Origin of the sequence: Buchnera aphidicola, assembly GCF_900128725.1 — a bacterium.
Lineage (GTDB): Bacteria > Pseudomonadota > Gammaproteobacteria > Enterobacterales > Enterobacteriaceae > Buchnera_F > Buchnera_F aphidicola_K.
Genome location: NZ_LT667500.1, coordinates 425817 through 447673 on the forward strand (window position 1 = coordinate 425817; position 21857 = coordinate 447673).

Genomic DNA, 21857 nt, shown 5'->3' on the forward strand with positions numbered 1-21857 from the left:
ATATATCGAAAACTATTTTAAAAAATTAAAAAAAATTTATATATCAATAAACTAAAGAAGAGAAATACGGATTTATGACAACCATACTAAGCGTGCGCGCGCACGGAAAAGTAGTAATCGGAGGAGATGGTCAGGTTACTTTCGGAAATACCGTTATGAAAAGTAATGTAAAAAAAGTTAGATCAATTTACCATAACAAGGTTATTACTGGATTTGCAGGCGCCACTGCAGATGCCTTTACATTATTTGAGCTATTTGAAAAAAAACTAGAAAAATGCCAAGGACACCTACAACGAGCGGCTATTGAGTTAGCTAAAGATTGGAGAACAGATCGACTATTAAGAAAACTCGAGGCCTTGCTAGCGGTTGCTGACAAAAACAACTCTCTTATTATTTCAGGCAACGGAGATGTTATACAACCAGAACATGATATTATTGCTATTGGTTCAGGAGGTCCTTTTGCACAAGCAGCAGCTTATTCGTTAGTATATAATACTAATTTAAGTGCATTTGATATAGTAAAAAAATCACTAGAAATCGCCTCTAAAATATGCATATATACAAACCAGTCATTTACTATTAAAGAAATATCCTCAGAAAAGTAATAAGGAACAATCAATGTCAGCAATGACTCCTCAAAAAATTGTACAGGAATTAGATAAATATATTATTGGCCAAGAAAATGCAAAACGAGCTGTGGCTATTGCTTTAAGAAATCGTTGGAGAAGACGGCAATTGAGTAACGATCTGCGCTACGAAGTAACTCCAAAAAATATTTTAATGATTGGACCTACTGGAGTAGGAAAAACAGAAATTGCTCGCAGGCTAGCTAAACTAGCGAACGCTCCGTTTATTAAGGTAGAAGCAACTAAATTTACTGAAGTTGGATATGTGGGAAAAGAAGTTGATTCTATCATCCGGGACTTAATGGATTTAGCGATAAAAATGATGCGCCTAAAGAGCATTCAAAGTAATAAAAAACAAGCAAAAAAAAAAGCAGAAGAAAAAATTTTAAAAATTTTAATACCTACACCAGACAAAACACAAACGCCTGAACAGAACATAAAAAAACCTGAAACTACTATTCAAATTTTCCGACAACAATTACGTGAAGGAAAATTAGATAACAAAAAAATTGAAATACAGCTAAACTCTTCTCTAACAGGCGTGGAAATGATGTCCTCCTCCGGTATGGAAGAATTAACAAATCAACTACAATCCTTATTTCAAAGTTTTAGTGAAAAGAAAAAAAAATCTCGTAGATTAAAAATAAAAGATGCAATGAAATTCATCATTGAAGAAGAAGCTGTTAAATTAATTAATTTAGAAACACTCAAGAAAAATGCTATACATTCAGTAGAACAAAATAGCATTGTATTTATTGATGAAATTGATAAAATTTGTAGAACTGATTCCTCAATACCAAACAATACTGAAGTGTCAAGAGAAGGAGTTCAAAGAGATTTATTACCGTTAATTGAAGGATGCACTGTATTTACAAAATTTGGATCCGTAAAAACTGATCATATTTTATTTATAGCTTCGGGCGCATTTCAAACATCTACTCCTTCAGATTTAATTCCGGAATTACAAGGAAGGTTACCTATACGTGTCGAGTTAAATGCATTAAAAATAGATGATTTCGAACGAATTTTAACAGAACCCAACGCATCTATTGTTACACAATATACTTCTTTAATAAAAACTGAAGGAGTAGATGTTTTTTTTACAAAAAAAGGAATTCGTAAAATAGCAGAAGTTGCATGGAAAATTAATGAAACTATAGAAAATATTGGTGCACGCAGATTATATACCGTATTAGAAAAATTGATGGAAGATATTTCATTTCACGCAAATGAACAATATGGACAAAGAATTTATATTGATGAAAAATATGTAACCTTACATTTAGACAAACTGATAGAAAATAAAGACTTAAGTCGATTTATTTTATAAACTATCTTTATATAAAATTTTTTTTATTTGATAATAAAAATAGTATTTAATAAAATTATTGCCCATAGTAGACAAAAGTCTAAAATAGGCAATAATTTACTTTATTCTTGTACTCAAGTATTTCAATTTCTATTCCTTTTTTTTTTAAAAAACATTTATCATAAAAATTAAAAATATAAAAATTATTCTAGACTATTAACCTTTTCTAGCAACATCTTTAGTTTCTTCTTCCATTGAATACGCTCTTCTTGAATTAAAAGATTTTTATTTTCTATACTTTTTTGTATAGAATAAATATTATTTAATTTTTCCTGTAAGCTTTTGTTTTTTAATTGTAAATTATGTATTTGTGTTTTCAATAATTCAATATAATCTACTGATTGTTTAACTTTAATTTCTAGATTCGAGAATACGTCTAAAACCATAGTAATACCATTAAAATATTAAAGATGCGGTTAAAGTATTAAAATACTAAAATATTATATTATATTTTAAATTATAATTATATCTCAATATTTTTGATTAAAAATAATGTGCTGAAACTAAGGTAAAAATTCGATCAAAAAAATACTTTTATATATATGTTAAATAAAAAGGTAAAGATAACTGTTTTAATTATATAAAGAATATTAATAAAGTAAATTAACAATTTTTTAATCAAATCAATTGATAGAAAAAAATATTTCTTTAAAAACTAAAACTAGTATAAAAAATCCTAAAAATAAGAAACAAATTAACTCTAAAACAGACTGTGTACAAAATATCTGCTCATGATAGAAACAAATAATATACTGGAACCCTAATATATGAGTTATTGGTTAAATACAAAAATCATAAGTCTTAACAAGTGGAAAAACGGTTTATTTACATTAAAAATACAGGCTCCAATTAATTCTTTTGTTGCCGGACAATTTACTAAATTATCGTATATTAATAATCAGAAAAAAAGAATACAAAGAGCATATTCCTTTGTTAATACGCCGCAAGAACAAATTCTAGAATTTTATATTCTATTAATTAAAGAAGGAAAACTCACCCCAAAATTATATGATATTTATAATCATAAAATTTTCATTTCTAAAAATGCATTTGGTTTTTTTACTCTATCTGAACTACCGCCAAAAAAAAATCTTTGGATGATTGCTACAGGAACCGCTATTGGGCCTTATTTTTCTATCTTAAGGCACGAAGATATTTTAAAAAAATTTAAAAAAATAATTTTAATATATGCAGTAAAATATAGCGAAAATCTTAATTATTTAAACGTGTTTAACCAATTAAAACAAAAATATAAAAGCGCAATCACTATTAAGATTATATTAAGCCAAGAAAAAAATAAAAAATATTTATACGGGCGCATTCCTCACTTAATTTATTCAGGACAGTTAGAAGAACGCGTTCAAGAGCCTCTTAGCGCCGAAAAATCGCATGTTATGCTTTGCGGAAATCCTAATATGATTCAAGATACACGAAAAGTATTATTTACGCTAAAAAATATGACTAAACATTTCCGAAGAAATCCAGGACATATTACTAGCGAAAATTACTGGTAATATTCAATGATCTGTTGTTTTTCGGAATTGATTCCCGTAAATTACAGGAATCAATTCTAAATACATGTAATAAATTAACTAAACTTTACACCAAAACGAAAATTAAAAATACTAAAAAATCATGCCTAACTTACAAAAAAAGCATATCTTACTTCTGGATTAACGTTTTTATTAATAATCATCGTCGATCGAATGCCATATTGATTAATTTCGCTCATGTCATCGCTAAAATTAGAAGGCTTCAAGTCTGCAAATTTAGTAACAGCTACTTTATATGTATCAGAATTTATTTTATCAATCTCGTATACAATGCGCTCATTATGAGATTCTCTATATTCCACTTCTGGAAAACGTGTTGATAAATTTTCTAGGGCTATATCTAACATTTTCGGATGCGTATAAGTAGAAATTAATTGTTGAGCTTCCAGGTCCTTGACAGACTTATGAAGCGCATGTACTATATCCTCGAATTGATTAGATGAAATTTTTCTTCTATTTAAATAAATAGTCTTACCTAGCAAGTTATTTAGGAATATTTGATTTAATACACTGGTTTGAATTAATTTTTTAAAAGATTTTTGTAATTTTTTTAAATTTGAAACCGTTGTACTTGAAAAATAAGCAGATTTTAATACACGCCATCTTATATCAGAATTATTTAAACATTTATTATATAAATTATTAATTGAATTATCAGAATTGTAGTATTCGGGCGCGGAAACAAAAGAAGATGCATCAATTGGCTTCTCAGAACGTAATGTTAAATATATAGGGTTCAAAACTTCATCTGAGTTATTATCGTTTTCTTTCAAACTATCATCTGAAAAATCAGATTGAGCTGCGTTAACGTTGGTAACGCTGTTTTTGTTAAGCTGACTCTTAGATCGAATATGCGCTATATACTCTTTATTTTCGTTATTAATAATTGCAACATCAGAATCATTTAAATTTTTATTATCTGGTGCGCTGATATTGTCAACATTTTTTACCATTTTTGAATAAATATTTAAGCGAGGTCTTATTGAAGAAACTGATGACATAATATTTTCTGTCCTTTATATTTATAAAAGATAACATATCAATAAAATTATTATATATAAATGTTTTTAAAGCAAAAAAGGCTAAAAAAATAAAGTAAAAAAAATAATAAATTTTTTAAATAAACAATGGTATAAAAAATAAAAAAATTTGCTTTTAAAAATTCACATCCAGAGATATATGAAAAATAAAATTTAATTTTTAAACTTATATTTAAAGACACGATATACCATAAAAATTACCTTATAAAAACAATTCACATAACTATTCAACTAAGAAAAAAATTTTTATTGCTTCTAACATTATTTACTTCTTAGTAATTTTATATTTCTTGTATACTTTACTATATAAAAAAAGTCAAACAATAAATTAGCTTTTAAAAAAAATTAAACTAATCGTCTATTATTATCAATGTTTACACAATAAATATTATAAAGCGCTCTTATTCTTAAGAACAATATTGCTTAACTTTTCAAAACAGTAACACGTATATATAAAATATATCTTATTATAAATATAAGCTATTTAATATTTAAAACCTCAGATTCAAACTACTCAAAAAAAATAAAAAGATTTTTATTTAAAAAGCAATATCAGCATATTTAATCACAATTAAATAATTTTAAATTATCTTTTTTTTAAATTAAATACTATATTATTTTAATATGCTACTAATAGCAATAATAACTAAAGGTCTAAAAGAACGACTTGTTTGCGTTCTAGTACTTAATATAGCCGTCGTATACATGTGAAGCAGGCCCGGACATATATAATGAAGAATCGGACATTCCGTTCCAAAAAATTTTTAGTTGACCCTGAAAAAGCTGAACACAAACGTCGTTAGACAATATTTGATTACGTATGCCAATAGCAACAGCTGCGCAAGCACCACTCCCGCAGGCCTGGGTTTCACCTACATGCCTCTCGTATACACGTAATAAAATTTTTTCTTTTGAAACTACTTGCATAAAGCCCACATTTACACCTTGAGGGAATAAAAAATGCTTTGACAATTTAGAGCCCACCTCATCAACTGGATAATCATAAATATCACTTACTTGCAATACACAATGAGGATTACCTAAAGAAACTACACTGCAACGAAGTTTTTGTTCATCCAAGAAAATTGGGTAATATTTTTTAATCTCTGTATCTAAGAATGGAATTGAAGAAGGATGGAAAATTGGTTCACCCATATCTATTTTAAAAAAATTATCTTTAATATGTTCTAAAAACAAATATCTCTTCTTTGTACTTACGCAAATCTGCTTATGATGAATTTTTTTTTTTAAAAATAAATAATACGCAATACATCGAGCCCCGTTTCCGCACTGCTCTACCTCTATTCCGTTGGAATTAAAAATCCTATAATGAAATTGAGCCTTTAAACATTTCGTTGGTTGAATTACTAAAAGCTGATCAAATCCAATGCCGGAGGATCGATTAGACCATTGTTTTATTAATTCAGGATAAAAAAAAAATTATATTTTGTCGCATCCACAACAACAAAATCATTTCCTAAACCATGCATTTTAGAAAAAAAAACGACCTTATTTTTTTTTAACACCTCGCTATTTCCTTATATAACACACTAAATAGTAAGATAAAAATTTTTATAAAATATCATACACAAAAAACTATAAATTAAATTAATTGAAGTTAAAAACTTAAACATAAACCATATAAAAAAAATAAGGTTAAAAATATAAAGTAATTTGTTTTTTTATTACAAGCTCTTAATTTTTTATACCTTAAAGTAAAAACTATTTTTCAGCTCTATAGAGTATCAATGATTCATTGAGGATTATGTAAAATTGCATTATCTACAGTTATCTTTAATTATTGCAAAAAGTAAAAATTTTTAATAATATTATTCTTTATAAAAATAAAAAATAATGCTCGTAATAAACTGAGTTTAGTGAAATTGAAACACATGAGTCAGAAATGGAATTTATATTTTATCGGCGAAAGAGGATTTGAACCTCTGACCCACTGGTCCCAAACCAGTTGCGCTACCAAACTGCGCTATTCGCCGATGAAATTAAAAAAAATATACATAAGATTAATAATTACAATCTTTCTTTAAAAAATTTTAATTATTTATTATATAGAATTTTATGTGGGTGGTCAATGGGATTTGAACCCATGACCGCTGGAATCACAATCCAGAGCTCTACCTGCTAAGCTATGACCACCAACTATAATATGCGAAAATAAAAACTAATTGCGTCCGACAGGATTTGAACCTGACACCTTTACTTTCGGAAAGTAATGCTCTATCCACACTGAGCTACGGACGCAAAAATATTTTTGGTAAAATTCAAATTTAAAATAAATAATAATTATTTAAAAAACATATCTAAGTTAATCTCTTAATATTATATATAGGCTAGAAAAAAAAATCTAGCACTTTATTTGAAAAACAAAATATATATATCGTTCATAATAAAATTTTATTACGAAAAAAATAATTTTATTTAAAACAACAAAATAGCGAGATAGGATAACCAAAAAATACATTATCTTTGAATATATTCAATCCAACTAATCACGTTCAATCCATAGTTGGTATAAATATAAAAAATATTTAACTCTTACAATAAGAAACGGAATATCAATTAAAACATATCAAAAATTTATTTAAAATAATAGACAAGTCTGCAAAAACTATTAATAAGTATTAAAAAAATATTTTTTGTCATTAAATATGCATAAAAATATAATTAAATTGTTTCTTAAAATAGTTTGCTAATATGATTTTCCAGAGTAACTTGGCGGTTAATAACTAATAGATACAGCATAATATTATTTAGATCGTTTCATCATATCGAAAAATTGATTATTGGTTTTTGTCATAGATAATTTATTGATTAAAAATTCCATAGCATCTATTTCGCTCATAGGATGGATGATCTTACGCAAAATCCACATTTTTTGTAACTCTTCAGGATTCGTTAATAACTCCTCTTTTCTAGTACCAGAGCGGTTGTAATCAATAGCCGGAAACACGCGTTTTTCTGCTATTTTTCGGGATAAAGGTAATTCCATATTACCGGTTCCTTTAAATTCCTCGTAAATAACTTCATCCATTTTAGAGCCTGTATCAATTAATGCCGTTGCAATAATAGTTAAACTCCCGCCTTCCTTAACATTTCGTGCTGCGCCAAAAAATCTTTTAGGCCTATGTAATGCATTGGCATCAACTCCTCCTGTTAAAACTTTTCCAGAGGAAGGGACTACTGTATTATATGCTCTAGCTAATCGAGTAATGGAATCTAATAATATAATTACATCTTTTTTATGCTCAACCAATCGTTTTGCTCTTTCAATAACCATTTCTGCTACCTGCACATGTCTAGAAGCAGGTTCATCAAAAGTAGATGCAACAACTTCTCCTTTGACTAAGCGTTGCATTTCAGTTACTTCTTCTGGACGTTCATCGATTAATAAAACCATTAAAACACAATCAGGGTGATTATGCGCAATACTTTGTGCAATGTTTTGCAATAACATGGTTTTTCCGGCTTTAGGGGGGGCTACGATTAATCCTCTTTGTCCTCGGCCGATTGGAGAAGCTAAATCTAATACGCGCGCAGTTAAATCTTCTTTAGATCCATTTCCTTGTTCCATTTTCAATCTAGAATTAGCATGCAGTGGAGTTAAATTTTCAAACAAAATTTTACTACGTGAATTTTCTGGTTTATCATAATTCACTTTATTTACCTTGAGCAAAGCAAAATATCTTTCTCCTTCCTTAGGGGGTCTAATTTTTCCAGAAATAGTATCTCCGGTTCTTAAATTAAATCGACGAATCTGACTAGGAGAAACATATATATCATCAGGACCTGCTAAGTAAGAGCTGTCAGACGATCTTAAAAAACCAAATCCATCTTGTAAAATTTCTAAAACACCATCGCCAAATATATCTTCTCCGCTTTTTGAGTGTTGTTTGAGTATAGAAAAAATAATATCTTGTTTTCGTATACGCGCTAAATTTTCTAGACCAATACTTTGGCCTAAGATAATGAGTTTCGAAACGGAAGTATTTTTTAATTCGGTAAGATTCATAAGAGTGTATTTCTCAATCTATTTAGAGAAAACTGAAAAATGTTTGCATGTAACAAAAACGTTATATGCGTACAACTACATTGTATTAAAATATTTTAAATTTATATTGAAAATGCTGTTTTAGTATAAAAACTTTCTGTATATATATTTATAATATAGTCATTTAAATAAAAACTTTTTTTTTGTTATTACGATAATTATTTTATATAATTAGTTTTATTAGTTTTATTAGTTTTATTAGTTTTAAACAAATATTTATAAAAATATAAAATTTACTTTTTTATTATGATAATTTTTCATCTAAAAAATTTGTTAATTCTATTTTTGAAATAACCCCAACTTTTTTTCCTAAAATTTTATTCTTTTCAAACAATAATAAAGTAGGAATGCCTCGAATAGAATACATAATAGGTGTTTTTTTATTCATATCAATATTCACTGTTCCTACAATAATTTTTTCTGAATATTCACAAGCAATTTCTTCTAATATTGGTGATAAAACTTTGCAAGGTCCACACCAATCTGCCCAAAAATCGACTAAGAAAGGTTTGTTTGACAAAAATACATTTTTTTCAAAATTCTGATCTGTTAATTCAATAATTTTAGTAATTTCCATAAAAATCCTATTTTTTTTATAAAATGTTTTTAATAAAATTTCTAAATACCATAAATAACGTTACTACTGATAACAGTGATAAATAAAATCTCTTTTGTTGTACGCTTTAATACAAAAAAATTTATTTTTTTTAAATTTTAATACGTTATCCAGCGTATTTCGCGCTTCGGTAATTCAAGTAAAAACCGACTTGGTTGTAAATGAACCATTATACCAAATTTTTTTTTTTTTTTACAAAAACTGAGAAACAACTGTTGTTTTGCTCGAGTCATGCCCACATACATTAAACGACGCTCTTCGGTAACATTATTATCAAGAATACTTTTGTGATGCGGTAAAGTTCCTTCTTCTATGCCGATAATACATACTACTAAAAATTCTAATCCTTTAGATGCATGAATAGTCATTAATTGCAGCTTATTCAGATGCTTAATTTTATTGTTCTGTAACGAACAATCAAAATCTCCGCAAATAAACCGTATTAATACCTCTTCTAGGCGAAGCGGCGGATTACCCTTGCTTCCAATTAACATCTTTTTCAACCATTTAGAGAAAAAAATTACATCTTGAGTTCTTCTATCTATTAGTATTCTATCTTTGTAGCGCTGATTAATCCATGAAAAATAATTTATATCTTTCATAATGCGCTTTAAAATTTTTTCAGGAAAATCAGATAAAAGAGCAGAAAGTTTTATTATCCAAAGCACAAAGCTATGCAAATAAAGAACAGTATTTTTACTTAATTGTTGTGCCATTCGATTATCGGTGCTAGCATTAAATAAACTCATTTTATTACATTTAGCAAAAATCTTTAATTTAGATACTGTAACTAAACCGATTTTTCGGTTAGGCGTATTAATAATACGCAAAAAAGCAAAATCATCATGATGATTAACAATTAATCGTAAATATGACAATAAGTCTTTGATTTCAGATAAACTAAAAAAAGAATTTCCGGAATGAATATAATACGGTATATTTTTATAAATTAACTCTGATTCTACGACTTTTACCTGATAATTGCTTCGATATAAAATGGCGTAATCTCGATATGTAGTATTATATCGACGTTTATGATAAGTAATATATTGAATAATTTTTTTTGCTTCTTGTATCTCATCATTAAAAACGGATACATAAATCCTATTACCGTAATCTAATTCTGAAAATAACTTTTTATTAAAAAAATTTATGTTATTAGAGATTAAAATATTTGCTGCATGTAAAATTCGCTTCGAAGAACGATAATTTTGTTCCATTTTTATGATATTTAAATTTGGAAAATCATATTTTAATAAATGAAAAACTTTTTGTTGAGCTCCTCTCCATGAATAAATTGACTGGTCATCATCTCCTACAACTGTAAAATTAGAATTATAACCACATAATAATTTAATTAACTGATATTGACTAATATTAATATCTTGATATTCATCTACTAACAAATATTGAATTTTTTTTTGCCATTTCAATCTAATATTTATATTTTCTGCTAATAAAATAGTTGGTAAATAAATTAAATCATTAAAATCTAATATATTATGCTCTTTAAGAAAAGAATTGTATTGCTCGTAAAATGAAATACATTGTTCTTCTAAAAGAGAAGAAATACATTTTCTTGCTGACTGGGGGTTTAATAATTTATTTTTCCAACCAGCAATTTGATTATGCAGTTTTTTTAAGAAAGAGATATTGTTATATTGCTTATTAGTTGAAATAATATTTTTCAATAAACGTATTTGCTCTTGATCATCAAACAACGTAAAATTTGAAGTTAATCCTAATAATTTGTATTCATGACGAATAATTTTTAAACCTAGCGCATGAAATGTAGACACAGTAATATCGTGGACTTGATTCGTAGATAATTTATTGAATAAACGCAATTCAATCTCTTTAGCTGCTTTATTAGTAAAAGTTACTGCTATAATTTTTTTAGGATCATAGTGATAAATTTTAATTAAAGTTATAACTTTATTAATAATTACACTTGTTTTTCCCGAACCTGCGCCAGCTAAAATTAAACATGGATTATTAATAATATGAATTGCTTGTTTTTGAATTTTATTTAAAATCATAAATGTATGACGATGAAAAAATAGTGTTTAAAATTTATTTATTTTAATAAAGACCACAAAATTTTAATTATAAAGTTATCAAATCATGTACATGAATAACAAATTCCAGCACTTTGTTAAATACCTTGAGAAGCTAAAGACTTCATATAAGTCATATATAATCGTAATTTCTTTCCAATTTGTTCAATGGCATGATAGTCAATCTTATTATTTACATTAAGTAACTCTTCATTTCTAATGGAATAGTTTTTTATTGATTCACCTAAATCATCACTATTCACAGACTTTAAAAAACTTTTTAAAATAGGAAGAGCGCGTTCCGAAAACAAATGACTACCATATTCTGCTGTATCAGAAATCACTAAATTCATTTCATATAATCTTTTTCTGGCAATTGTATTAGCAATTAAAGGTAATTCATGTAAAGATTCATAATACGCTGATTCTAATGTAATCCCAGTTTCTACCATAGTTTCAAATGATAACTCGATACCTGCTTTTAACATAGCAACCATCAAAGTGCATTTTTCAAAATATTCGTGATCTAAAATTTTTCTATTTAGGTATAAACTAGCATTTTCAAATCGTGATGTTTTTAAATTTTTTCTCCACTGATGTAATTTATTATCCCCGTTATTCCAATCTAAAATCATATTTTTAGAAAAATGACCGGAAATAATATCATCCATATGCGAACAAAATAAAGGTTTTAATAAACTTTTTAATTGAACAGACAGTTTATATGCCCGCATTTTAGAAGCATCAGACAAACGATTGAATAATAATCGTATTCCCCCAACTTTCATGCACTCAGACAATCTTTCCCAACCAAATTGCAATAAAGTAGCTGAGTAATCAGAACTGTATCCTTTTTCTATTAGAAAATCATAACACGCTAAAGAACAAGCTTGAAGCATGCCGCATAAAATAGTTTGCTCGCCCATTAAATCAGACTTGACTTCTGCGACAAAAGAAGATTTTAAAATACCTGCCTTGTGTGAGCCTAAACCGACAGCCCAAGATTTAGCTATATTCAGTCCCTTTAAATCTGGATCATTGTCTTTATGAACAGCTATTAAAGCTGGAACACCAAAGCCTAATAAAAATTCTTTCCTCACTTCTGTTCCGGGACACTTAGGCGCCACCATAACAACAGTGATATCGGAACGAATTTTTTCACCCTCTTCTACGATATTAAAACCATGCGAATAGCCTAAGGTAGAACCCTGCTTCATTAAAGGTTGTAATTCTTTTATGACTTGAGAATGTTGTTTATCCGGAGTTAAATTAATCACCAAATCAGCATCAGGAATTAGATTTTCATATATATCTACACAAAACTTTTCTTTAACTGCGTTATACCAAGAATTAGATCGATTTTTTATAGAATCCTTTTTAAGAGCAAAAGAAACATTTAAACCCGAATCACGTAAATTTAATCCTTGATTTAATCCTTGAGCTCCACATCCAACAATAACAATTTTTTTATCTTTTAAAACGTGAATAACATTTAAAAATTCATTTTTATTCACTAAAGAACCAGTGCTTAATTCAATTAATTTTTCTCTAAAAGAGAGAGAATTAAAAAAATTTTTCATAATTATACTCCTATTGGTAAAAAAATAATACATACGCTTCATGTAAAAAATTTTTTTTAAAAAATAAAAAAATGAATACTTAATTGTATTTAATCAAGAAAATATATTTTGCTTATGTCTCTAACAGCTCCAGTATCAGCGCTAGTTGCTAAAATACTATACATTTTTAAAGAATCGGAAATGTGTCGTATTCGATTTCTAGGGGTATAAGCCTTTTTTCCTCTTTTTTCCTCTTTATTTTTTCTGTTATTGAGTTCGGTAGGCGAAACATGAAGAGTTAAACTCCGATTAGGAATATTGATGCTAATTATATCGCCATTATTGACTAGTGCAATGATACCTCGACTAGAAGCTTCGGGAGAAACATGACCAACAGAAATGCCAGACGTACCACCAGAAAACCGACCATCAGTTATTAAAGCACACTTCTTATCTAAGCCTACTGATTTTAAATATGTAGTTGGATACAACATTTCTTGCATTCCCGGTCCTCCACATGGACCCTCATATCTTACTACTACTACATCGCCAGATTTAACTTTATGGTTTAAAATAGCATGTACCGCATCATCTTGACTTTCATAAACTTTCGCGGGACCTGAAAAAATCATATTATTTTTCTCTATACCAGCAGTTTTTACTATACAGCCATTTTTTGCTAAATTACCAGTTAAAACGGCTAAACCCCCATCTTGACTATATGCGTTTTCTTTGGAACGAATACATCCCTGAAAACGATCTACGTCTACTTTAGACCACCTAAATGATTGTGAAAACGGGATAATAGTTTTAATACCTGCAGGACCTGCAGAATAAAAAGTTATTTTATCTAAATTATTTTTATTCAAAATATCGTGTTGATTAATTGTTTCTTGTAACGTTAAACCTAATACATTAAGCTCTGCAGTATTTAATAAATTTGCTTTATTAAGTTCAGATAATATACCAAAAACCCCTCCTGCACGATGTAAATCTTCAACATGATAAACGGGAGTACTTGGAGATAATTTACATAAATGAGGAACCTTTCTTGATAAACGATCAATATCTGACATTTTAAAATCTACTTTAGCTTCATGGGCCATAGCGAGTAAATGTAAAACCGTATTTGTTGAACCGCCCATCGCGATATCTAAAATCATAGCATTTTCTAAAGCAGCTTTAGTTAAAATATTTTTCGGCAATAAACGAGGATTATTATTTTCATAATATTCTTTAGCGTTATTTACAATCAATTTGCCTGCTTGTAAAAAAAATTTCTTTCTATCTACGTGCGTCGCTAATACAGTTCCGTTTCCAGGAAATGAAAAACCAATAGCTTCGGTTAAACAATTCATTGAATTAGCTGTAAACATTCCTGAACACGAACCACAGGTTGGGCAAGCCGATTGTTCTATATCTAATAATTTTTTTTCTGATACCGTCTCACTTGCTCCGTGAATTATAGCATCAACTAGATCAATTTTAATCGTAGTATTAACAGATTTAATTTTTCCAGATTCCATCGGTCCGCCTGAAACAAAAATAGAAGGAATATTCAATCTCAATGCAGCTAATAACATTCCGGGTGTAATTTTATCGCAGTTAGAAATACATACCATTGCATCTACACAATGTGCATTAATCATATACTCAATAGAATCAGCAATTAATTCTCGGGACGGAAGAGAGTACAGCATTCCCGAATGCCCCATTGCAATCCCGTCATCAATAGCAATTGTGTTAAATTCTTTAGGAATTCCTCCGTGCTTTAAAATTTCTTGAGAAACTAATTTTCCTACCTCTCTTAAATGTATATGACCAGGAACAAATTCAGTGAAAGAATTTACTACCGCAATAATAGGTTTTCCGAAGTCTTGATCTCGAACGCCAGTAGCGCGCCATAAAGCTCTTGCGCCCGACATGTTTCTTCCATTAATGCTTGTAAAAGAACGATATATGGGCATTTTTTTACTCTATTTTAAATAATTAATTAAATATAATAATATTTTTTATGAATTTAATCTGGTTATAAGAACACGTGAATATGGTCTGTTGATATAAATCATTTTACAGATGTTAAAGAAAATATACTTTTTTTAAAACTATGAAATGCGCTGGTAAAATTCTTATAAAGAACTAGTTAAAATAGTTCATTTTAATTAAGAAAATTATTATAAAAGAAACAAAAGAGTTGGTTTGTTGATTTTTTTTTCTTCAGGGGCGGGGGGAATCGAACCCACAACTTTCGGTTTTGGAGACCGATGCTCTACCATATTGAACTACACCCCTAAAATCGAATATAGTACTTATAAGCGTCAAAAAAATAAAAATATTTTATTAAAATATTATACACTAGAAAAAAAAAAATTCAACTTTTCCTTACCTCTTGGCAATGACAAGAAAACTAAACCCGTTTTTTCATATATTCAATTAATTGAAATAATATAATTATTAAATAAGAGAGTGAAATTTATTTAAACAAAAAATAAAAATTAAAGATATAATAGTTTTAAAAAATTTGCTAATAAATAAAATTAATAATATATTTTATCATAAAAAGGTTTATTTAAAATATGAAATTTCCCATTTATTTAGATTACGCTGCTACAACCCCGGCAGATCCTCAGGTTAAAAAAAAAATGCACCAATATCTTTCTGTAGAAGATATTTTTGGCAACCCAGCATCTAGATCACATAAACTGGGATGGGAAGCAGAAGAAGCCGTAGAGATATCTAGAAATGAAATTGCTCAATTAATCCACGCAGATCCCAGAGAAATAATCTTTACTTCGGGTGCTACCGAATCAAATAACTTAGCAATTAAAGGAATTTATGAATTTCATAAAAAAGAAAAAAATCATATTATTACTAGCAAGATAGAGCATAAATCTGTTTTAGATTGTTGTCGATATTTAGAAAACAAAGGGTGCAGCATAACTTATATTTCTCCTAATAAATACGGAGTTGTTGATATAGCGGATATTAAAGAGTCAGTCAATAAAAATACATTATTAATTTCTATTATGCATGTAAATAACGAAGTAGGTTCTATTCAAAACATTGAAAGTATCGGCAATTTATGTCGAAAAAAAGAAATTTTTTTTCATGTAGATGCAACTCAAAGCATAGGAAAAATAAAAATAAACCTGAAGAAGCTAAAAATTGATCTATTATCGTTATCCGCGCATAAAATATATGGCCCCAAGGGGATAGGCGCATTGTATATTCGTCGAAAACCGCGTATTAGATTAACAGCACAAATACATGGCGGCGGGCATGAGCGTGGATTTCGCTCCGGAACTTTACCAGTTCATCAGATTGTTGGTTTTGGCGCAGCTTGTAAGATACTTAGAAAAAACATGTATAAAGACATATTACATATTAAAAAATTACGAGATATGTTATGGCAAGGTTTACACGATATTCCTGAAATACATTCAAACAGTCATCTTAATTACGCAGTAAGCAATATACTTAACATTAGTTTTAATTTTATTGAAGGTGAATCGCTCTTAATGGCATTAAAGAATTTGGCCGTTTCTTCTGGATCTGCCTGTACTTCAGCAAGTTTAGAGCCTTCATATGTATTACGAGCTATGGGAGTCAAGGACGAATTAGCTCACAGCTCTATCCGGTTTTCTATCGGACGCTTTACGACGGTCGAAGACATTAAATATGCTATACTCGAAATTCGAAAAGCAGTTAATAAACTAAGAAGTTTATCACCCTTATGGGAAATGTTCCAATCTGGGATTGATATAAATAAAATTATTTGGAATTAAAAAATCAAGATAGGAATATACAATATTATGGCTTATAGCAAAAAAGTATTAGACCATTATGATAATCCTCGAAATGTTGGGTCGTTTCCTGAAGAAGAAAAAAACATTGGGACTAGTTTGGTTGGAGCCCCTGCTTGCGGCGATGTCATGAAGCTACAAATTAAAGTTAATAAAGATAAAGTGATAGAAGATGCGTGTTTTAAAACCTATGGATGCGGCTCAGCAATTGCCTCTAGCTCTCTCATGACTGAATGGGTAAAAGGAAAAACTTTAAAAGAAGCTAAAAAAATAAAAAATACTGATATAGCAAAAGAATTAGATTTACCTCCTGTAAAAATTCATTGCTCTGTCTTAGCCGAAGATGCTATTAAAAGAGCAATTGCTAATTATCATCAAAAATGTAAAAATAAAAACAAGTAAATTAAAAAAAATTAAAAGGTTATATTTCGGTGCTGAAGCTAAATATCCCTATTCAGCACTAATACATCGATACAAAAATATATTTTTTTATAAAATATACATTAATAATATTTATGAAACATAAATATTACATTAAATTTTAACAATAGTTATTTATTTGCAATAAGGCATTCAATGAATTACTTTAATTTATTTCAATTACCGCAAATTTTGCATATTGATAAAAAAAAATTAATTAATACCTTTTATTCTTTACAAAAAAAATATCATCCGGATGCTCAAAATCATTTAGAACTAAGTAAAAAAGAAAAACTAAACATGTCTATTAAGATTAATCAAGGGTTTACTATCTTAAAAAATAAATATACTAGAGCAAAATATTTGTTAAAATTAAATAAAAAAAAGCTTTTGTTTAAAAAAATAATCGTAGATAATCAAAAAAAATGGTTAATTAAACAATTTCAACTTCATGAAACTATACAAAACATACAAAATAACCAGAATGCATTCATAAAAATAAATAAGCTGATTAAAGAAATTAAACAAGAAATATCGTTGTATTTTTGTAAATTTGAAAAAAAATTGGAAAAACAAAATATTTATTCAGCTAATAAAATATTTTATCAATTATCATTTATTTATAAAATTTATAAAAAAGCAAAAAAAATTCAAGCAAAAAATCATTAAAACAAAAATAGAAAAAAACATATGAAAAAAAAAAAATTATTTTAGGAATAGATTTCGGAACTACATATTGTCTAGTTTCTTCCGTAAAAAACAAAAAAATAAAAATAATTAATATTTTCGATAACAAACGCTCTTTTCCTTCTATTATATATTTAAATAAAGAAAAAACAGTAATCGGCTGGAAAGCAAAAAAATTTTTATCTATTGATCCAAAAAATACAATTAAATCGATAAAACGATTTATAGGAATAAAATATTCCGAAATAAATAAAAAAAAAGTAAATATTTCATGTGAAATATCTGAAAATATTGAAAAAGAATTAGTTTTTCATACTGACGCAGGAAAAATAACTGTTTCTTCTATTATTAAAAAATTTTTTAGCAATATTAAAAAAATTATTGAAAAAAAACTTCAAAAACATATTGGTGGAATAGTTGTTACCGTTCCAGCATATTTTAATAATATACAAAAAAACATCATAAGAAAATCTATAGAGCGTAGTCAAATAAAAGTATTGCGTTTACTTAATGAGCCCACTGCTGCAGCTATTGCCTATGGATTGGAGAAAAAGAGAAAAGGTTTCATATGCGTATATGATTTAGGGGGTGGTACTTTTGATGTATCCATATTAAAAATATCAAAAGGAATTTTTGAGGTTCTTTCTACTAATGGTGATAGTAAATTAGGGGGTGATGATTTTGATTATTTGCTAGCTGTTTTTTTATACTCTAAAATTAAGAATAAAATTAAAATTAATAGTAAAATATTTAGAAAATTGATTTTTATTGCAGAAAAAGTTAAAATTAATCTCAGTTCACAAAAATTAGTAACACTTGAATTCTTAAACCAAAAAATAACTTGTTCAATAAAAGAGTTTAATGATTTAATTGATTCTCATATTGAAAAAACATTACAAATTGTAAGTATAGCGTTAAAAGACGCTCGTCTTAAAATATCCCACATTGACGACATCATCTTAGTTGGAGGATCAACATACATACCTATAATTCAAAGCAAAGTAAATTTATTTTTTAATAAAATACCATTGGTTCTAATTAATCCTACCGAAGTAGTTGTTCGAGGAGCTGGTATACAAGCATATTTTTTATCTAATATTAAAAATAATATAAAAAAATCAATTTTATTATTAGATATTATTCCTCTTTCTATCGGAATTGAATTAATAGGAGGAATAATGGAAAAAATGATAAAAAAGAATACAAAAATTCCTACCGAGTCTATTAAAGTATTTACAACATTTCAAGATAACCAAACAGGATTTTGTATAAACGTTTATCAAGGTGAAGATAAATATGTTAAAAATTGCAAATTATTAACAAAATTTAAAATAAAGGGTTTGCCTTACAAAAAAGAAGAAAAAATTAAACTAATTGTGATATTTCGTATCGATGTAGACAATATTTTATCTATTATTGTGAAAGAAAAACAACTAAATATCAAGCGTACTATAAAGATTGACTCAATATATAATAATAAAAATTATATTGATCTAAAAAATAATTAAATTAATATATTGGATTTATTTACAATGTAAAATTTACGATAATATATTTTATATATATAGAATATATTATTAATTATTATTTATAAAAATTTGGAAAATATTATGCCTAAAGTAATTTTTTATCCCCATAAAATTATTCTACCAAAGGGATTATCTGTACAAGGTAAAAAAGGAGATACAATTTTAGACACAGCTTTATCTAATAATATAAAAATGGAGCATGCGTGCGAAAAATCTTGTGCTTGCTGCACATGTCATTGCATAATTAGAAAAGGATTTTATTCGTTATCTCCCTGTGAAGAAAAAGAAGAAGATCTTCTAGATAAGGCGTGGGGATTAGAAAAAAATAGCCGTCTAGGCTGCCAAGCCCGGTTAGGAGACCAGGATATAGAAGTAGAAATACCTCTTTATCACATTAATCATGTTAATGAATAAATATTTATAATTAGATATAAATCTTATTTTTGTGAACTAAGATATTTATTATTAACGTATGGATTAATATTATTTTTAAAAAAAATTTTAATGGGTGTATTTAGGATCTGTAATTTTTTTTGTAAAAAACGTATTAAGTATTTTTTATATGTTGCTGGTATATTTTGTGTTTGAGTTCCGTGCACAATAATTAACATAGGATTTTTACTACTTAAGTGCGCATATTTTAATCGTATTACTTTTCCTGTTGCACCCATAGGCAAAGGATTTTTAATAATTGCTTTATGAATGACTGAAGTTAAATAAGAAGAGTTGAAATCTTTCTGAGATTCTTTAAAGATATTATTTATTTGAGATATAATTTTTTTTAAACCAATTCTATTTAAAGCCGAAATATGCAAATATGTTATATTTTTAATAAAATTTAATCGATTATTAATTATTTTTTTAATTTCATTATTCTTTTTTTTAGGAATTAAATCCCATTTATTAAAAACAATAAAAAAAGGACTTCCAGATTTTAAAGTTGCATTAATAATAAATAAATCTTGAGAGCAAATACCCATATATGCATCTAATACTACTATAATCATTTGACTATTTTTCATTATTTTGAGGGATTTTGTTTCCGATATGTGCTCTAATCTTGTTTTTCTTTTATTGCTTTTTCTAATTCCCGAAGTGTCAGTAAAGATATAAGTTGTATTTTTTTGCTTTAAAGATACTTGAACCGAGCCCCTAGTTGTACCAGGTGTAGAATGAGTAATTATTCTATTCGAAGATAATAAGCTATTAATTAAAGAAGATTTTCCAACATTGGGTTTACCCAAAACACAGATTTTTATTTTTTTTTTTAAAAAATCAGAACCAAAATAAGTTTTTTTATTTTCTATTAAAAAGTTTGTTTTATTAAGTTTTTTCCAAAAAATTAACATTTTTTTTGAAAAAAGATCAATTCCAATTTTTCTTAATATGGATATTTGATAAATTTTTTTAATCCCAAATGAATAAAATTCTGTTATTTGACTAATATCATCAATATTATCAATTTTATTAATTAATAAAAGAATTGGTTTATTTGTTTTCCTGATTTTTCTGAAGATATGAAAATCTAAATCTGTAATTCCTATATGTGCGTCTACCATAAAAATTAGAAAATCTGATTCTTGAATTGCTCGTTCTGTTTGTTGATTTGACTGATATTTTATTGAGTTTTTATTTTCTTTTTTTTTAAGGTAACAAATACCCGCTGTATCAATAATACAAAATTGATTTTGTTTAATCAGACAATATCCATAAATTCGATCTCGTGTAGTTTGTAAAGTTTGATCAATTAACGCATTCCTAGAATTTGTTAATGCATTAAATAAACTAGATTTTCCTACATTAGATCGACCGATTAAAGCAATTTTTGGAATCATTAAAATTTTCTCTTTTTATAAAATACATTGTTTTTTGTAGCTTTGAAATATAGGTTTCCAGTCATTATTTTTGACATTATTAATTATATTTAGAGCTGAAGAAAATTGTTTGTTTTTAATAAAAATTTTAACTAAATTTAATTCCATAAAACACCTTAAATTTTCGTCCGAAATAGACAAAAGAATCTTTCTTATCGTTTTAACTGATTCTTTATAATTTTTTTTTAAGAAATATCTTTTTGCTAAATTAATTCCAATAAGTGAATTAAATATACTATTTTGTTTTTTAAAAAAACATTTTTGTTTTTTTATAGGAAACAATTTCTTATTATCAGGAGCGCTAATTATATTTTTAAATTCTGTTATCATTTGCTCTTTTTTTTTTAAGGATTTTTTATAAATTATTAATGTACAGATTAATAATGATAAAAAAAACAAAAAAAATGTTATAAAAAAATATTTTTTGTATCTATTAAAAAAATCAAAGTATGTTTTATATTTCATTTCATTTCTTGTTTTTTACAAATATTCGTTTTAATTTAATTTTTTAGTATAATATCATGTTTTTGGAATATTTCAATTGTTATTTTTTTTATAAGTTAAAAGAGCGCCGCATATTAGTTTTATTCAACTAAACAGTATGTTTAATTTTTTTAGCACTAAACTAAAAAATTTATTCGCTTATTTTTTTTGATTT

Annotated in this window: 17 protein-coding genes, 4 tRNA genes and 1 pseudogene; 8 read left to right on the plus strand and 14 right to left on the minus strand. The window is 27.2% G+C overall.

Going from position 1 to position 21857, the window contains the following annotated elements; translation table 11 throughout:
* Positions 1–74: 74 nt before the first annotated feature.
* Positions 75–605, plus strand: coding sequence for an ATP-dependent protease subunit HslV (gene hslV, locus CINFORN2912_RS01945; RefSeq protein ID WP_075434181.1), 531 nt, complete (start codon positions 75–77; stop codon positions 603–605).
* A 13-nt stretch (positions 606–618) separates the two neighbouring features.
* The gene (hslU, locus tag CINFORN2912_RS01950; protein WP_075434183.1) at positions 619–1956 is read left to right on the plus strand and encodes an ATP-dependent protease ATPase subunit HslU; all 1338 of its coding nucleotides are present in this window, start codon (positions 619–621) and stop codon (positions 1954–1956) included.
* Between the two features lie 182 nt (positions 1957–2138).
* Here hslU and zapB read toward each other — a convergent pair whose 3' ends face one another.
* Positions 2139–2381: a cell division protein ZapB gene (gene zapB, locus CINFORN2912_RS01955; RefSeq protein WP_075434185.1), complete on the minus strand. Its 243-nt coding sequence runs from the start codon at positions 2379–2381 to the stop codon at positions 2139–2141.
* A gap of 381 nt (positions 2382–2762) precedes the next feature.
* Here zapB and CINFORN2912_RS01960 point away from each other — a divergent pair, with 381 nt between their 5' ends.
* Positions 2763–3509 carry a ferredoxin--NADP(+) reductase gene (locus CINFORN2912_RS01960; protein ID WP_075434187.1) on the plus strand — a complete coding sequence of 249 codons (747 nt, stop codon included), beginning with the start codon at positions 2763–2765 and terminating at the stop codon, positions 3507–3509.
* A 125-nt stretch (positions 3510–3634) separates the two neighbouring features.
* On the opposite strand, the gene CINFORN2912_RS01965 is transcribed toward CINFORN2912_RS01960, so the two are convergent.
* The 11 genes and pseudogenes from CINFORN2912_RS01965 to CINFORN2912_RS02015 all read right to left on the minus strand — a co-directional run bounded on the left by CINFORN2912_RS01965 (position 3635) and on the right by CINFORN2912_RS02015 (position 15178).
* Positions 3635–4549: a hypothetical protein gene (locus tag CINFORN2912_RS01965; RefSeq protein ID WP_075434189.1), complete on the minus strand. Its 915-nt coding sequence runs from the start codon at positions 4547–4549 to the stop codon at positions 3635–3637.
* A 717-nt stretch (positions 4550–5266) separates the two neighbouring features.
* Positions 5267–6078: pseudogene (gene dapF, locus CINFORN2912_RS01970) on the minus strand (diaminopimelate epimerase).
* Positions 6079–6508: 430 nt separating this feature from the next.
* Positions 6509–6582 (minus strand) — tRNA-Pro (locus tag CINFORN2912_RS01975).
* A gap of 87 nt (positions 6583–6669) precedes the next feature.
* Positions 6670–6742 (minus strand) — tRNA-His (locus CINFORN2912_RS01980).
* A 30-nt stretch (positions 6743–6772) separates the two neighbouring features.
* A tRNA-Arg gene (locus CINFORN2912_RS01985) sits at positions 6773–6847 on the minus strand.
* Positions 6848–7352: 505 nt separating this feature from the next.
* A complete protein-coding gene (rho, locus tag CINFORN2912_RS01990; RefSeq protein WP_075434191.1) occupies positions 7353–8615 on the minus strand; it encodes a transcription termination factor Rho in 1263 nt (420 codons plus the stop codon).
* A gap of 283 nt (positions 8616–8898) precedes the next feature.
* On the minus strand, positions 8899–9231 hold the full coding sequence (trxA, locus tag CINFORN2912_RS01995; protein WP_075434193.1) for a thioredoxin: 333 nt from the start codon (positions 9229–9231) through the stop codon (positions 8899–8901).
* 137 nt (positions 9232–9368) lie between these two features.
* Positions 9369–11309, minus strand: coding sequence for a UvrD-helicase domain-containing protein (locus tag CINFORN2912_RS02000; RefSeq protein ID WP_075434195.1), 1941 nt, complete (start codon positions 11307–11309; stop codon positions 9369–9371).
* A 116-nt stretch (positions 11310–11425) separates the two neighbouring features.
* Positions 11426–12907, minus strand: coding sequence for a ketol-acid reductoisomerase (gene ilvC / locus CINFORN2912_RS02005; protein ID WP_075434197.1), 1482 nt, complete (start codon positions 12905–12907; stop codon positions 11426–11428).
* An 89-nt stretch (positions 12908–12996) separates the two neighbouring features.
* Positions 12997–14853 (minus strand): dihydroxy-acid dehydratase, encoded by a 1857-nt coding sequence (gene ilvD / locus CINFORN2912_RS02010; protein WP_075434199.1) that lies wholly within the window; start codon positions 14851–14853, stop codon positions 12997–12999.
* Positions 14854–15104: 251 nt separating this feature from the next.
* A tRNA-Trp gene (locus CINFORN2912_RS02015) sits at positions 15105–15178 on the minus strand.
* Between the two features lie 284 nt (positions 15179–15462).
* Between CINFORN2912_RS02015 and CINFORN2912_RS02020 the strand changes: the two genes are divergently transcribed.
* From CINFORN2912_RS02020 to fdx, 5 genes are all read left to right on the plus strand, one after another.
* The gene (locus tag CINFORN2912_RS02020) at positions 15463–16671 is read left to right on the plus strand and encodes an IscS subfamily cysteine desulfurase (RefSeq protein WP_075434201.1); all 1209 of its coding nucleotides are present in this window, start codon (positions 15463–15465) and stop codon (positions 16669–16671) included.
* A 27-nt stretch (positions 16672–16698) separates the two neighbouring features.
* Positions 16699–17091, plus strand: a complete 393-nt coding sequence (gene iscU / locus CINFORN2912_RS02025) for a Fe-S cluster assembly scaffold IscU (RefSeq protein ID WP_075434203.1) — start codon at positions 16699–16701, stop codon at positions 17089–17091.
* Positions 17092–17265: 174 nt separating this feature from the next.
* Positions 17266–17778, plus strand: a complete 513-nt coding sequence (gene hscB, locus CINFORN2912_RS02030; protein WP_075434205.1) for a Fe-S protein assembly co-chaperone HscB — start codon at positions 17266–17268, stop codon at positions 17776–17778.
* Between the two features lie 98 nt (positions 17779–17876).
* Positions 17877–19304, plus strand: a complete 1428-nt coding sequence (locus CINFORN2912_RS02035) for an Hsp70 family protein (protein WP_244268607.1) — start codon at positions 17877–17879, stop codon at positions 19302–19304.
* Positions 19305–19406: 102 nt separating this feature from the next.
* Complete coding sequence (gene fdx, locus CINFORN2912_RS02040) at positions 19407–19739, plus strand: ISC system 2Fe-2S type ferredoxin (protein WP_075434209.1); 333 nt, start codon at positions 19407–19409, stop codon at positions 19737–19739.
* Between the two features lie 23 nt (positions 19740–19762).
* Here fdx and der read toward each other — a convergent pair whose 3' ends face one another.
* Together der and CINFORN2912_RS02050 are read right to left on the minus strand one after the other, a co-directional pair.
* Entirely contained in the window at positions 19763–21160 is a 1398-nt protein-coding gene (gene der / locus CINFORN2912_RS02045) for a ribosome biogenesis GTPase Der (protein ID WP_075434211.1), read from the minus strand.
* 15 nt (positions 21161–21175) lie between these two features.
* A complete protein-coding gene (locus tag CINFORN2912_RS02050) occupies positions 21176–21664 on the minus strand; it encodes a tetratricopeptide repeat protein (protein WP_075434213.1) in 489 nt (162 codons plus the stop codon).
* Between the last annotated feature and the right edge of the window lie 193 nt (positions 21665–21857).

What these genes read in the sequence shown, in the direction of transcription:
- hslV (WP_075434181.1), top strand. Translation starts at nt 75, where the DNA reads ATGACAACCATACTAAGCGTGCGCGCGCACGGAAAAGTAGTAATCGGA.
- hslU (WP_075434183.1), top strand. Translation starts at nt 619, where the DNA reads ATGTCAGCAATGACTCCTCAAAAAATTGTACAGGAATTAGATAAATAT.
- zapB (WP_075434185.1), bottom strand. Translation starts at nt 2,381, where the DNA reads ATGGTTTTAGACGTATTCTCGAATCTAGAAATTAAAGTTAAACAATCA.
- CINFORN2912_RS01960 (WP_075434187.1), top strand. Translation starts at nt 2,763, where the DNA reads ATGAGTTATTGGTTAAATACAAAAATCATAAGTCTTAACAAGTGGAAA.
- CINFORN2912_RS01965 (WP_075434189.1), bottom strand. Translation starts at nt 4,549, where the DNA reads ATGTCATCAGTTTCTTCAATAAGACCTCGCTTAAATATTTATTCAAAA.
- rho (WP_075434191.1), bottom strand. Translation starts at nt 8,615, where the DNA reads ATGAATCTTACCGAATTAAAAAATACTTCCGTTTCGAAACTCATTATC.
- trxA (WP_075434193.1), bottom strand. Translation starts at nt 9,231, where the DNA reads ATGGAAATTACTAAAATTATTGAATTAACAGATCAGAATTTTGAAAAA.
- CINFORN2912_RS02000 (WP_075434195.1), bottom strand. Translation starts at nt 11,309, where the DNA reads ATGATTTTAAATAAAATTCAAAAACAAGCAATTCATATTATTAATAAT.
- ilvC (WP_075434197.1), bottom strand. Translation starts at nt 12,907, where the DNA reads ATGAAAAATTTTTTTAATTCTCTCTCTTTTAGAGAAAAATTAATTGAA.
- ilvD (WP_075434199.1), bottom strand. Translation starts at nt 14,853, where the DNA reads ATGCCCATATATCGTTCTTTTACAAGCATTAATGGAAGAAACATGTCG.
- CINFORN2912_RS02020 (WP_075434201.1), top strand. Translation starts at nt 15,463, where the DNA reads ATGAAATTTCCCATTTATTTAGATTACGCTGCTACAACCCCGGCAGAT.
- iscU (WP_075434203.1), top strand. Translation starts at nt 16,699, where the DNA reads ATGGCTTATAGCAAAAAAGTATTAGACCATTATGATAATCCTCGAAAT.
- hscB (WP_075434205.1), top strand. Translation starts at nt 17,266, where the DNA reads ATGAATTACTTTAATTTATTTCAATTACCGCAAATTTTGCATATTGAT.
- fdx (WP_075434209.1), top strand. Translation starts at nt 19,407, where the DNA reads ATGCCTAAAGTAATTTTTTATCCCCATAAAATTATTCTACCAAAGGGA.
- der (WP_075434211.1), bottom strand. Translation starts at nt 21,160, where the DNA reads ATGATTCCAAAAATTGCTTTAATCGGTCGATCTAATGTAGGAAAATCT.
- CINFORN2912_RS02050 (WP_075434213.1), bottom strand. Translation starts at nt 21,664, where the DNA reads ATGAAATATAAAACATACTTTGATTTTTTTAATAGATACAAAAAATAT.